The organism is Spirosoma koreense (assembly GCF_054777875.1).
The window spans coordinates 306,582-320,287 of record NZ_BAAHAC010000002.1; the positions used below are offsets into that span (position 1 = coordinate 306,582).

Below are 13,706 nucleotides of genomic sequence, written 5' to 3' on the forward strand. Positions count from 1 at the left end.
TAGTTACTGCGACGCGTAGGCGCGTTTGAAAACATACCAACCCATCCAAAGTCGGTTTACAATACGTATGCCCCAATGATAGGAGCCTTCAGAAGTGGGAGACACATTGGCTTTATGACGGCGGTACTGAATTAGAGGCTGATTACGGAAATAAGACGTTCCATGTAACTCCGTGAGCAACCCAATCCACCAATCGTGCATATGAATATGCTTAGGGAAAGGTAAAGCATACGTTAACACCTTCCGGTTAAAAGCCATGCAACATCCCATGTAAGAGTTTTTCCAAAGATTTCGCCAAAATCCGAGCTGGCTACCCCTACTCGCAAAGAATGACTCACTAAGTGTATGCCCTTGTTCATCAACTACTCGACAATCAGTCAATACTAAATCGTAGTGATTTAAATCTTTCAATAGAACCTCTACCTTATCTGGATACCAAATATCATCCTGATCGGATAAAAAAATAACTTTTCCTTTAGCATGCCTAAGAGCATTCTCAAAATTCCGTACGGCGGATCCATACCGCGGATTTATTACTAAATGGATACGAGGATCGCAAAAGGACTCAATCAGCGAAATTGTTGAGTCAGTGGAGCCATCGTCTGAAATAATCAATTCATCATCATCGCTTAATTGATTCAAGATAGATATAATCTGCTCTTCAATAAATAAGGCACCGTTGTAAGTGGCCATGCATACACTGACACGAGTCATAGAATAATACTTATTTTTTGTTATATAGTCTAAAGGATATTAGCCTTAATGGTATGATAAGCTTTTTCTCTAATAAAAGTTTTACCAATATATAAGGGGGAATAACAAAAAAAAACAATCCAAATAAAAGATTAACTGTCAGGTTAACGTCCCCAATTATAGTCCCCATAAACTGTAAGAAACAGCCCATAAAAACAAAATAAAAAGCACTTACATTGTTTAGAGAAAAATAATAGACCCTGGTCCTGGCATATAAGAACCCTAATAACATACTGAAGGGGAAAGCCGCCCAATAATAAAAATAGACACGCCCTTCAATGTAAAATGGGGCATTAGGCCCGATAGTAGCGCCAAAAGAACCTGGTGTACGTAAATTATCATACATAATATTCCCAATGGTTTCTTGATACGGCTGTAAACGAAGAAAACCAAGAACAGGACTCGTTATAACAGGAATATAATCCGTAAATGAATATTTTGCGAAATAATCAACATTGACTGGTTGATAAAAAAATAGAAGAGAGTCTGCACTATACAATAAGCGTTTAACTAGTCCCAAATAAGCCTCACTAAAGTTACCCCTCTCTTTAATTAGTACAGTAAAAGCTATAATTAGCGCAGCTAACAAAAAAAATGGAATATATCTTTGGAATTTTTTCAAAATATTTTTTCTATAAGCGAATACTGGATGATATATTACTACACCAAGGGAAGTAATAACTCCCAAGAGGGCTGATTTAGAGCCTTCAACAGCAGAAAAAAATACAACTAATAGTAATAGTATTAAGTCTATTCTTCCTTTTTTCAGTATAAACATATAAATAAGAGCTGTAATAGAAAATTTACCTGCAGCCCAATTTATTTTTCTAAATAAACCGAATCCTCCCTGAAAGTTCGTGATCTTGGATACAGTAGGATCATCGGAAAATAAAGCAAAACCGGTATTAGCAGCTATTATAATATTTGATATAATATAAAATGAGACCAGCAAATATGTTGTATGACGCAAGGCTAGTTGACCTGTAAAGTCGTTTATCTGCTCATGAATTCCTTCATGTAAAGGGGTAGTATACCTGTATGCAATTACGAAACCCATCCACAGAAAAGCTTGACAACCAAAAAAATGAAATATATCTTGCAAGTCTGGAATAATTTGTGTAGCAAAGTAACTGGCGAAAGCTGTCGAAAATATCCAGCTAAAAAGAGGGTCAATTATTGAAAAAACAAATCTATAGTATAGTACCATGTAAAATGCAAATATCAAAACTACCCATCCGAAAAGGTTTGACAGAATATCAAATTCTATTTCCATTTTTTCGCTTAATTAAACTTTGTAATTATTAATAAACACACCAGTTCATATGAAACTCACTTAAAACAAAGCGATTCTCATATATTAATTTACGCTAAGGAAGCACATTTGTTAACCAAATATATTCTTAAGCCACATTCTGAATTTTAAAAGATTATAATGTCTTAATAATGCGCCTGTCTTTCTGCGCAGCCAGAAATACTTCTTTACCCATAAAAAATCAAACCCATTAAAAAGGCGCTCATGAGCTTGCTGCATTTCGGAGTAACCTCGATTTAATTGATTCTCGCTAATACCGTCTCCGGCAAAATCACATACAATAATGTCCATAGATTGATGTGGTATTCCAATTATCGCTAATCTTAAATTAAATTCATAATCGGATGCTATTCGCATACTTTCGTTGTAAGACAATTTGGCAAAAACACTTTTATGATAGAACATGCCTTGATGATGTACGGAATGACGTAGTAAGTATGGCGAGCCAAATTTAGGCCGTAAAATATTTTTTTGTTTCACACAGTTTACATTCCCCACCAGGACTTTAGTTGTTTCTTTTTTATGTTTAATCATTCCAGACACCTTTTGCAAGGTATCAAAATTATGAAGCTTATCATCTGCTCCTAAAAAATAAAGCCATTCACCAGTCGATAAACTGACTCCAGCATTTAAACCCGCGTATAAACCACTGCCAGGTAATATGTTTACTACCTTGTTAGCTATCGGACTAGTATTTATAATATCTATTGTATGGTCTGTACTACCGCCGTCTACTATAACTAGTTCATAATTAGAGTATGTCTGCTCATAGATGCTGTTCAGGCATTCTTCCAAGGTTTCTTCCCCATTCAACACAGTGATAATAATTGATATGAAAGGTTTATACTTTAAACTTTTAGTAGTAGAATCCGCCTGTGGCATAAAAGTTTATTTGAAAAGTTGTAAGCGCTTACCATATAAAGTGTATTTTAGGCCTAAAAAAGCACTTTATTATAAATAATTCCTAAAAGATACTCCTACTCACTCATCAAATATAGTTGACTTTTCCGGAAAAATAGCTATGTATTGAGCGATACGCAGAGTCATTAATGGGTATAGAAGCCTACAAAGTATTCTTATAGATAATAAACCACAGGCAATAAGATTAGCAATCATTTACATGATGTATATTCAAAACATTAAAATAATCTCGTATATTCTAACACTATGTTGGCTGAAACTGAATAATTGGGTAATCCTTTCCTAGAAAAACATTGATCATAATTAGTCAAATTTGCAGAAGTTTTTATGTTTCAAAATTTTTGGTAAACCACAGCTCACCCAATTGTTATTAAGCGAGCCATTAAAGTAAAAATTAAACATTTGCCTTTTTACTGTTTGATATCTAATTTAGGTTAAGAAATACGAATAAAATAATCTAAATTAGATAAAAATCAAAGTTTTGCAACTATTTAAATATAATCACCACATATTATTATGATATAATTATCTGTATATTAAATTTAGACTATAACAATTACGAAATCTTATTCCATAAGGACTGTCTTCAAAAACAATTTCTCAATTACGTGAGTAGTTGGAAAAATTTGTTTAAAATTTGCCCTTATTTTCTTTAGATTCATTGTAAATCAGAAAAAATGTATTATTAAAGCTTGAGATTATATCTTTTAGGAATTGATAACTGCCATTATGTTAGGACATACTTGAGCGCTATCTTTCTCTTCTCTCGAATACATTATCTACAACATCGGTGTAGAGGCAAAATAGATTCTCATTAAAAAACCAGACAAATTTTAATCTATTGAGATTGATTAATATAATAGTCAAATAAAAGTCTAGTAGAAGGATTCTTACACATTGAGGTAATAATTTTCTCTACTACTAAGTCACAGATCTAAAAGCAATCTTGTCCTTTTCTTGCTCAGGAAAGGTTTTTCTATAAAATTCCAGGACAATATCGACATCAGTAGTACTAAAACTGTAATAAATGTAGAAATGACAAATGGGTTGTATTTCTCAAAAAGATAATAGTGTACGAATAATTGTATAATGGTAAAATGGAATATATATATTCCATACGAAAAATCTCCATATTTCCCAAAACTATTCAGATAACTAGAACTATAGGCAAAAAAGAATATTATTATAGAAAAAGCGGCTGGTCGAAAAATCTCTAAATTATAATAATATTCAAATACAAACACAGGAAAAGCTAAGCAAAATAGTTTAAACTTATTAACGTATATTTTTTCAAAATAATAATAAAATGAAATACCGCATATAAAATAACTTAAAAAGCCAGGCATTTGTCGGCTTAAAATAACCATTAAAGTATTGCCACTGCTCTCTAAGTAGTATTTATATATAATAGATAGTACGTATATTGATATTATCAACACATATTTCTTATCTATTCTATTCAACCAGCGAATCATTAAAGGAATGATTAAGTAAAACAAAACTTCGACTTTAATAGTCCACAAAGCTCCATTTACAGCGCAGCTAGGATTATGAACAAATATTCCCGGCAAACAAGGTTGTAAAAAATTCAAGAAAAAGATATTTGCTGCTAGATAACTATATAACTGTTTATTTGCGAAATAAGATGTGAATGTATACTCGCTAGTTATTGATAATAATACTGCGGCTCCAATAACCGACACCATATAAGCAGGTAACAATCGTTTACCTCTCCTTACGAAATAACTTTTTACATTTTCACCATTGGCGTAACTTTTACTGATTAAGAATCCGCTAATGACAAAAAAACCAGTAATACAAATGTATGAATCAAAAAAATTTTGAAATTTCAGGAGTGTAGGTTCATCAGATAAATCTATAATATGTCTTAATACAACTGTGATCGCAAAAAGAAATCTGATAAAATCGAAACTATTTTTAGTCATCATAAGAATACCAATTCATCAATAATACTACACCCTATGCCCGTAGAGTAAATACCTTAATCCTTTTTGTGCATAATATAATCCTAAAAAAAACGAATAGATTTTGTTCTGCCATTTGTTTTCCACATGAAGTGCTCTTATTTGATTAGTTTCCTTTAATGAACGTATCAGATTGCTACTAGCACCACCAGTAGCACAGTCGGCTATAATAAAAGACATATAATATGTAGACATTTTTTTTGTATATATATGTAAATGTAAATCGTATTCTGAAACTATTTTTATGTCAATATTATATCGATATTTTTGGAATAACGTCGCATTGTAAAATGCACTCTGATGATGAACTGTATTTTGTAAAGTGGTTCTAGGTCCTAAAAAAGATCGATAATGATGACCATTGTCAAACATGATATCTCCGTATACAATCGAATGTTCTACATTTAAATATCTGTGAATCTCTCTTAATATTCCTGGTCTCAACTTATCATCTCCTCCTAAGAAGTAGATCCACTTTCCATTTACGCGATCAATACCTTTATTCATAGCATCATAAATACCTTTATCAGGCTCACTACACCATCCCGCCAGTAGACGTTGATATTTACGTATTATATCAAGTGATCCATCAGTGCTTCCTCCATCAATTATCCAATATTCATATAAGTGCCTATCTTGATCTAATACACTTTGTATTGTTGCTTCCAGCGTCTCGACCGCATTGTATACAACTGTAATTATAGAAATTAATTGGGGTTCCATGATTTAATAATTTGTATTAATGTATAAAAAGCCAAAGGTGCAGAAGTATATCTTAAAGCATGTTTTGAATTTTTTATTAATTTTCCTACATGAGCGTAATTTAGTGCTATACAATAGAACCAAAGTATAATAATAAGCACTGAACAACTAAAATTGGGCAAATATAATCATTTAATAGCTTGACACTTTTCATTTAGTCCCATAACCTCTCGATATATAGCGATAATGACGCGATAACATTCAGTTCAAGATTGGACTTATCATCGTTTTACCACACACACGCCATAAAGATTATAGTTTAAATCAAAATGAGCTGCTTATCTTTCGCCGGACAATTTTGATTGTTTTAGACTATTATCATAGATTTACTCAATGTCAGCTCATAGAAAAGCTTATATTTGTAGGCTTCTCTATGAGCTGCTTTTCCACATAGGGCTACAGACGCTTCGGCGAATTATTTCGTTCCTAAACGGGTTTAGGTGCCGAAATGGCGAATAGAGACAAGCTTTTGCGACATCAGCAGTCTAATCACACTCATAGGTAAAATCGTTTACAATCCATTCGAAACACGCATTAATAGCTTGTCAATAGGTTCTAGGCAGCACATGCAGGCCTTACTAAGGGAGTTGGACCGTTACAATGGTTAGTGAGCTAACGAGCAGTATAAGTCGATTAAAAAGTAGTGCTCCCAGGAAAGATTGTCAATTAGTCGACAACTCAAATACTACATAATTACTGTGAACATGGTATGACTTTGAACAAGCTTAAGTAGCATTAGCAAGTCGATAACATATACAGCTCTATTTCTATCATAATGACAAGCGTTTAATACTCCGCCAGCTATAATACATTATCAGTTTCATCTCTACACATTTAAAAGAATGTGAATATAATAACATATTTTCGTTCTTCGAAAGAACATTTTTTGATTATGAAAAATCAAGCTAAAGAATTTACTGACACTTCAGGCCAAACAATGCCTATGGTAAGCCTGATTACGGCCACCTATAATGCGGAAAAGTATCTAGATGCCTGTATATCAAGCGTTTTAAACCAAGAATATAAGAATTTTGAGTACATCATTATCGATGGCGGGTCAACCGACAAGACTGTAACTATTATCAAGCAATATGAGGCCGAACTTGCTTACTGGGTAAGTGAACCTGATAAAGGCATTTATGATGCCTGGAATAAAGGACTTGCTCGGGCTAAGGGTGATTGGATTGCCTTTATTGGAGCTGATGATCTTTTATATCCGGACGCCCTCAGCGTCTATGTTAATCATATTCTTCAACATCCAAACCAATATGAACTGGAGTTTATATCTTCTCGTCTTGAACTTATAAATGAGGATCTTTCACTCATAAGCGTTGTAGGAACCCCATGGGTGTGGCAGCATTTTAAGCGCCAAATGAATACCTGGCATGTAGGTGCTTTCCATGCAAGGCATCTGTTTGACAAATATGGCTTTTTCAATACTCTGTATAAAGTATCAGGTGATTACGAGTTGTTGTTACGCCCTAAAGATAAATTAATCACCTCTTATATTGATCATATTACAGCTAAAATGCGAGTGGGCGGCATAAGTAATCTAATGCTATCCACAGCCAGCTACGAAACTTACCACGCTAAGATGAAAAATGGCGCTGTGTCGATATTGAAAGGGCAAGTATTAAGAATAATTGATCAGATTCGATTACTCGTCAGAAGGACAACCCGCTGGAAGAACTTTTAACAGAAGTCTTGCTTTATCCTAATTAGGCCTTTGCTTTCGAAGGTTACTCAATGGTAGTCCTACTAACTACGGATAATTATGCTCTAATTGCCTAAAAGAGCAAAGCTGTCAACTTATCAAGATTACACATACCTTAAATTTACTAAAGACTCGCCCTGTTCTACTTTCAAAGTATCGTCAGGATTGTCTGATCTAGCTGCAAAGCTTTAATAAAGCTCAACTGTTGAAACATTTATCGAGTTACTTGAACAAATATAATCTTATTGTATTTAACTTTCAGGACAATATACGACTGTAGTTAATATCTAAGATTAAAGAAGTTTTTTGTATAATTTAATAGTTTCATCGACCGTATGGGCCCAAGAAAAGTGAGTTAACCGTAATTGACCATACTGAATTAATTTTTTGCGTACTGTACTATCTAGTATAAGGGTTTCAACGGCTATAGCAATAGAGTCTGGTTCGGTAGGATCAATGTATAAAGCAGCTTCCCCAGCTACTTCTGGCAATGAACTATTATTACTGACTATACATGGACAATTACAAGAAAATGCCTCAAGTATCGGAATTCCAAATCCCTCATACAAAGATGGAAATATAAATGCTGTTGCACCCAAATATAAATTCTTTAAAGCATGATCATCTATAGCATGGTGATGTACAAATGCAGTTATAGATAAATGCTGAATTATATTTTTTTCTTCAATGGTAAATTTACCCCCTCCCGCACAAATAAGGTTTATTTTATAACGAGTAAGTAAATTAGCTATTGAACGTAAAAATGGGATAAAGTTTTTATAACCAGCACGATTACCCACATACAATAAATAAGGAGGCCTCGAGACTGTATCATAACACTCTTGTCGGCTATTTGACTGCATAAAAGAACTACCTAAATGAATCACTGTAATCTTTTCAGCAGGTATTGCTAACAACTCGATCATATCCCGTTTTGTACTCTCAGATACGGCAATAAGATGAGAAGCTCGTTCGGCAATTTTTTTCTTCTGTGGAATAATCCATTTATCATCAGATAATTCGGCGAATTTATGCGACAAACGCTCATATGTCATATCATGAAAGGTAGTAACAAAAGGCCTCGTCTTTATATAGCGTCCTAAAAAATCGTCAAAATAGGTTGCATGGTAAATATCGTAATTGTGTACTTCTTTATCTAGTATATTATATAATTTATTAGTTTTAGATAATAGCCGATGTCTCTTCGGAAAAATATATTTATGTACAGGAATATTATATTCACGCAACTGAATATTGTTAGACCATAGTATTGAAAGATGAGCCTTATTGGGCAACGTTTTATTTATACCTGTAATTAACTCACAATAATATCTGGAAATACCTCCATATGCTTGTAATGTAAAAGCTTGATAATCAAAAAAAATATTCACAGTTCATAGAGTTTTTATGAGGCCCATTTTAACTAATAATGTAGAGACTAAACGTCGTACTCTATTCAACTTAATTAGCCACCAAGAAGGTAACCGATAAAAATGAGCAAAGGCGTACTTTAAAGCTACTGTATCTAATTCTATCTCTTTGGGAAACTTCATAAATTGAGTATCTATAGCCACTGTGGGTAAACTAGACCAAACGGAATCTGTTACTGTGTGGGTAGCATTCGGGCCAAAACCAGTATTTGAAATTAAATTTTGATTAGGTATAATAGTAAATCCTTGGTTTTTCCATATTGCAAAAACCCACTGATAATCCCAAGTATCTATTATGCCTGAACGTGTGTTGTCAAATGAGAATTTCCAGTAGGACAGCGACGGACGGTATATAACAGTTTCATTAATTCCGCCTGTTTTCCTATATGTATCATAGTCCTTCATCTCTACATCATATAGAGACCAAGCCCGTCGCCATGTGGCCCATCCCCATACATGAGCTATCTTAGAGAAAAAATAGGAATAGCTGCCCCAAGTCAAATTCCCATATAGATTAGTTCCACCAATATGCATTATTTTAGGCTCATCTACATATTTTAGCAATAAGATACGACAGAACTCAAAAAACGTAATATCAGGCAAGCAATCATCTTCTAAAATGATACCATATTCTACATTTTCAAAAAACCAGTCGATAGCTGAACTCACTGCTTTTTTACAACCTAAGTTCTGAGTTCTTATTAGCTTCTCTATTTTACATGGCCAATCAATTTCATCCAACAATTTTATACATTGCTGAACGCCTTCATTGTCACGTTTTATACCTGTTCGTGGGCCATCGATTGCAATAAATAATTGGGCAGGTTGAATTTGCCTGATTCGATTCATCACTTGACGGGCATGCTCAGGGCGATTAAACATTACAAATAAAATTGGCACATCAAATGAGTACCTCGTTTTCGACTCTATTAAATTACTCATTTGGCGTCCATTCGTTAGCTATAAAATATCCATTCCAGACTGCATAACCAGCAAGATGATATCTATTTTCTAACAACCATTTATATACTTGATTTTCCAGAGGTAGCAAAATGTCAAAATTATGCATTTCAATGACTATTAGCTTTGGTCTATATTTATTCAGATTGATTGATCGAAGCACATGATAATCATGTCCCTCAACATCAATTGAAAGGAGATCAATATCTGTTCCAGCAGGCAAACTCTCTATTAATATTGAATCAAGGGTGCGAGTTCTCAATGTACTTTGTCTAGAAACTTTTTGAATATCCTTATGTTTGTTATAAAAATCATTGTCTATAGTACTAATCTCATCCATATCAAATTCGTAGAAAATTACTTCTTTTTCTATATCTGAAACAGCTGCGCATAATGAAATATCGTTTGGTCGTAGGCTTTTATGCATATCTACCATTTTTTGATTAGCGTCTACCGTAATGCCTCGCCAACCTTTTTGATATAATCCAAATGTATTGGAATGCTGAATAGGTTCATTACTACCGATTTCAACATAGAAGCCAGTAATATTTTTTTCTAAAAAAGTACGAATAATAATATCCTCACCTGTTTGAGAATAGGTTAAAGAAGAATCAGGGCTAAATACCCTTCTTGCCATTTCCAGTATACTAAATTTTATTGCATAGTACAAAGGAAATTGTTTGAAAAATTTTGTAAGCATTCTATTGTCTTAATTTTCTTATGAAAGAAACTGGCTTTGACGAGTAAACGGCAGTTGAAAAGTAACAAAATTAATGAATGATCTAGACTGTAAGGAAAAAATATGTCTTGCTGGCTTGTAGAACATATTCATTCCATAAGCTGAGAACCCGTAAGAAATAAAAGTAGCTATGGATGCCCCTAGAGCTCCTAATTTAGGAATAAGCCACAAGTTTAATAAAATATTTACTACTGCGCCTAATATTGTCTTAATAAGCGCAAAGGTCTGTAAATTTTCGACTAATATTAAATTATTACTTCCTACGCCAATAAAAACAAAAACACCAGCCCATATATGAACACTTAATATAATACCTGCTTCACTAAATGCAACTCCATAAATTAACGATATTAGTTGATTAGAAAATAGACTAACGAAAATCGCTAGAAATAGGCTTATATATACTAGTATGTTGAGTAAATTCTGATATTCGTTATAATATCTTATTCTATCACTATTCCATGAGTCGGCAATTTTAGGATAAAAAGACGTATTAATAGCAATTGAAATAAAATACCATACTTCAGACAATCGTAATGCTGCACCGTAAAGGCCTAATTCGCGATTTGTTGACAACGACTCGATCATGAACTGATCTACTTTCATATATACAAAAATGAAAAATTCAGAAAGCATAATAGGCCATGCAACATTTAGTAGATGGCTAATTAATTTATAATCAGGCTTAATAAATACAGTGTTTATAAGTTTTAGCTCATGAAACTTATAAACACTGACCAATAGAATATAAGCAATTATTAATTCAATGACGTTGATTGCCGCGAAGTATATAATACCTCTATGATTAAGCAAGGCATATACACGCATAATTGATGCTATGCCAAATGCAATTACTTTTACTATAACTGACATTTTAGCCTTTGTGTGAGCCTGAAAGTATGTTTCGATTACATCTGAACTTTGTAAAATGAGGGACAATCCTGCTATATTTATAAGAAAAAATAAACTTGGATTATTTCTATTAAAAATATAATTGCATAGAAGGGTAAGGCCATAACTTAAAATGCCAGCGATAAGTTTAATAATTAGACTTGTTTGTACCAGTCGATTTTGTTTTATTGGACTGCTATTATTTGCCGATAACTCCACCATTAGCACATTTGTTAATCCAGCGCCAGCAAATGATATAAAAATAGTTGGAAAAAGGCTAGCATAATTTAATATACCGAACTCAGCAGGGCCTAAATAACGAGCGATCCAGACACCAACCAATACACCGACCACCATTCGAAAAACTTTATCGAAGAATATCCAGCCAATATTTGCAATAATTTTCCGCATTTTAATTTATACAATTATTAATGATTTAATGTCGGTCGATCAAAGTTATCGCAATAAAAGCACATGCAAATTGTTATTTTACTTTTCCCCACTTACTTGAGCTGGTTTTGCTTAAAAATCAATTCCTTATAAATATTGACCAATCTAAACGGCAATATTTTTTAAATTTACTCTAATATTAACAGACACATGAAGCTTATTTAATTGATACCTCTTGCTTCTATTACTCCAAATATGTACTAATAAAATGAACATTGATTAAAGCGACATAAAACATCAGTTTAAGATTTTCAGGCTTTCATTTATCAATATATTTTATCCGCAGCTAGGCCTTGTAAGTTTCAAAGGCCAAAACTTAATGGCCTTGTAAATTAAACTAATAAGCCTTTCTCTAAATAAAAGGCATTTAAATAGTATTTTTTAATTAATAAGACTATTCGTTTAGCTGAAAATTTTGTGGATTTAATATATTAGATGACAACTTAAAATTAGTCGTCTTTAACTTTAGCCAATTCTTTTCATTTTTAAGATCATTATTAGTAATTTTAAAATGAACATCATTACAAATTTTTAAATTTTTCTGGTATCTGACGAGAGTTGTTCTAGTATTATTATGTGAACCAACGTGCATTATACATCCTCAAGTAAAAGCTTCCCTGTTCATTCATCATCTTAACTATAAATACTAAACGGGGTAATGTTCTTATTTTATTACCTTAAAAATAAGCGTCGGGTTATAGCATAAGCCATGCTAATAAATACTCCAGCAACTGCACAGCCCAACATAATGAATGTCCTTTTAGGCCCGCTTTTTTGCAAGGGCACTTTTGGAGGCTCAAGTGTTTTGAATGTTGGCGTATCTTCTTGCACCTTTATTTTAGCTTGCTCTAATTGCTTAGCAAGATCATTATAAACGGATTGTTCAAGTATATAATCAGCTTGCAGCCTCTGCTCTTCTAATTTGGCTGTGTTCAAAAAAATACTTCTGTTACGATCTCTATAATTGGACAGCGCATATTCAGCAGCTTGATATCGTTGTTTTGCTTCTCTTGTTTGATTAGCAAGAAAAACCACTCTTTTACGAGCTTTATCTGTTCGGTAAGCTGTAATGTAACTTGTTAAATAGTTTAAAGAGAGCTGTGCAACTGAAGCAGTTACAATTGGATCAGTCATTGTAGCGGTAATTGTTAAAATTCCAGTTTTTCTATCATAAGCTGATAGCACGCTACCTTGTACTAATTTTACTAATCCATCTTGTTGTTTAGTTAATTCAATTGCTTGTGTATTATATGCTCCACCTTTATTCTTTTTTTCTTCATCATCGTTAACTGTTAGAAGGCTGAAGATTTTGTCTATAAAGCTGGCAGTACTGGTTTTATTGATAAACTCTTCTAATGTCGTCGTTGCATTCAACTTTTTAGAATACACTGGTTGCTTAAGTATATCCATAGCGAAAGGAACACTTTCCAAAACATTAGGATATAAATCGGGACGAATAGCATCTGATGCATTTGTATTGTCAAGGCCTAAACCAGCAAACACAGATGCCGCTCCCAGCCCACCAGCTCCTCTACCTTGTAACTCAGGCATTACCGTCACTTCAACTTTATATATGTTGGGCTTTGAAAATGCATATAGCGCCCCAATGATCAGACCAGCAACACCCCCTAACAGAATTTTTAACCGGTTTGCTTTTATAAAAGCGACAATATCGCTCAGTCGGATTTCTATTCCCTCCTGGTTAATACTTTGAATTCTTTTTTCTTCTATAACGTCCATTATAGTGCGAAGTAAAAAAATAGAATCAACGCCTTTTTCTTCAGCTTAT

Annotated in this window: 11 protein-coding genes; 1 reads left to right on the forward strand and 10 read right to left on the reverse strand. The window is 33.3% G+C overall.

Annotated features, from left to right (window positions below; genetic code table 11):
- Positions 1-3: 3 nt before the first annotated feature.
- The 5 genes from ACYVC2_RS01940 to ACYVC2_RS01960 form a co-directional block, all read right to left on the reverse strand.
- Positions 4-714, reverse strand: coding sequence for a glycosyltransferase family 2 protein (locus ACYVC2_RS01940; protein ID WP_461100590.1), 711 nt, complete (start codon positions 712-714; stop codon positions 4-6).
- 10 nt (positions 715-724) lie between these two features.
- On the reverse strand, positions 725-2,026 hold the full coding sequence (locus ACYVC2_RS01945; RefSeq protein WP_461100591.1) for an oligosaccharide repeat unit polymerase: 1,302 nt from the start codon (positions 2,024-2,026) through the stop codon (positions 725-727).
- Positions 2,027-2,137: 111 nt separating this feature from the next.
- Positions 2,138-2,947: a glycosyltransferase gene (locus tag ACYVC2_RS01950; protein WP_461100592.1), complete on the reverse strand. Its 810-nt coding sequence runs from the start codon at positions 2,945-2,947 to the stop codon at positions 2,138-2,140.
- A 965-nt stretch (positions 2,948-3,912) separates the two neighbouring features.
- Positions 3,913-4,935 (reverse strand): acyltransferase family protein, encoded by a 1,023-nt coding sequence (locus ACYVC2_RS01955; RefSeq protein WP_461100593.1) that lies wholly within the window; start codon positions 4,933-4,935, stop codon positions 3,913-3,915.
- Between the two features lie 24 nt (positions 4,936-4,959).
- Positions 4,960-5,694, reverse strand: a complete 735-nt coding sequence (locus ACYVC2_RS01960; RefSeq protein WP_461100594.1) for a glycosyltransferase family 2 protein — start codon at positions 5,692-5,694, stop codon at positions 4,960-4,962.
- Between the two features lie 931 nt (positions 5,695-6,625).
- On the opposite strand from ACYVC2_RS01960, the gene ACYVC2_RS01965 reads away from it, so the two are divergent.
- Positions 6,626-7,429: a glycosyltransferase family 2 protein gene (locus ACYVC2_RS01965; RefSeq protein WP_461100595.1), complete on the forward strand. Its 804-nt coding sequence runs from the start codon at positions 6,626-6,628 to the stop codon at positions 7,427-7,429.
- Positions 7,430-7,740: 311 nt separating this feature from the next.
- Here ACYVC2_RS01965 and ACYVC2_RS01970 read toward each other — a convergent pair whose 3' ends face one another.
- The 5 genes from ACYVC2_RS01970 to ACYVC2_RS01990 all read right to left on the reverse strand — a co-directional run bounded on the left by ACYVC2_RS01970 (position 7,741) and on the right by ACYVC2_RS01990 (position 13,657).
- The gene (locus tag ACYVC2_RS01970) at positions 7,741-8,838 is read right to left on the reverse strand and encodes a glycosyltransferase family 4 protein (RefSeq protein ID WP_461100596.1); all 1,098 of its coding nucleotides are present in this window, start codon (positions 8,836-8,838) and stop codon (positions 7,741-7,743) included.
- A gap of 3 nt (positions 8,839-8,841) precedes the next feature.
- Complete coding sequence (locus tag ACYVC2_RS01975; RefSeq protein ID WP_461100597.1) at positions 8,842-9,819, reverse strand: nucleotide-diphospho-sugar transferase; 978 nt, start codon at positions 9,817-9,819, stop codon at positions 8,842-8,844.
- Positions 9,812-10,537 (reverse strand): FkbM family methyltransferase, encoded by a 726-nt coding sequence (locus ACYVC2_RS01980; RefSeq protein WP_461100598.1) that lies wholly within the window; start codon positions 10,535-10,537, stop codon positions 9,812-9,814. The genes ACYVC2_RS01975 and ACYVC2_RS01980 overlap by 8 nt, the downstream gene beginning before the upstream one ends.
- Positions 10,538-10,555: 18 nt before the next feature.
- Positions 10,556-11,878 carry a flippase gene (locus tag ACYVC2_RS01985; protein WP_461100599.1) on the reverse strand — a complete coding sequence of 441 codons (1,323 nt, stop codon included), beginning with the start codon at positions 11,876-11,878 and terminating at the stop codon, positions 10,556-10,558.
- Between the two features lie 711 nt (positions 11,879-12,589).
- A complete protein-coding gene (locus ACYVC2_RS01990; RefSeq protein WP_461100600.1) occupies positions 12,590-13,657 on the reverse strand; it encodes a GNVR domain-containing protein in 1,068 nt (355 codons plus the stop codon).
- Positions 13,658-13,706: the final 49 nt, after the last annotated feature.

Bases quoted from the DNA above. Each gene is read 5' to 3' on its own strand.
- ACYVC2_RS01940 (WP_461100590.1), bottom strand. From the start codon at position 714: ATGACTCGTGTCAGTGTATGCATGGCCACTTACAACGGTGCCTTATTT.
- ACYVC2_RS01945 (WP_461100591.1), bottom strand. From the start codon at position 2,026: ATGGAAATAGAATTTGATATTCTGTCAAACCTTTTCGGATGGGTAGTT.
- ACYVC2_RS01950 (WP_461100592.1), bottom strand. From the start codon at position 2,947: ATGCCACAGGCGGATTCTACTACTAAAAGTTTAAAGTATAAACCTTTC.
- ACYVC2_RS01960 (WP_461100594.1), bottom strand. From the start codon at position 5,694: ATGGAACCCCAATTAATTTCTATAATTACAGTTGTATACAATGCGGTC.
- ACYVC2_RS01990 (WP_461100600.1), bottom strand. From the start codon at position 13,657: ATGGACGTTATAGAAGAAAAAAGAATTCAAAGTATTAACCAGGAGGGA.
- ACYVC2_RS01955 (WP_461100593.1), bottom strand. From the start codon at position 4,935: ATGATGACTAAAAATAGTTTCGATTTTATCAGATTTCTTTTTGCGATC.
- ACYVC2_RS01980 (WP_461100598.1), bottom strand. From the start codon at position 10,537: ATGCTTACAAAATTTTTCAAACAATTTCCTTTGTACTATGCAATAAAA.
- ACYVC2_RS01985 (WP_461100599.1), bottom strand. From the start codon at position 11,878: ATGCGGAAAATTATTGCAAATATTGGCTGGATATTCTTCGATAAAGTT.
- ACYVC2_RS01965 (WP_461100595.1), top strand. From the start codon at position 6,626: ATGAAAAATCAAGCTAAAGAATTTACTGACACTTCAGGCCAAACAATG.
- ACYVC2_RS01975 (WP_461100597.1), bottom strand. From the start codon at position 9,819: ATGAGTAATTTAATAGAGTCGAAAACGAGGTACTCATTTGATGTGCCA.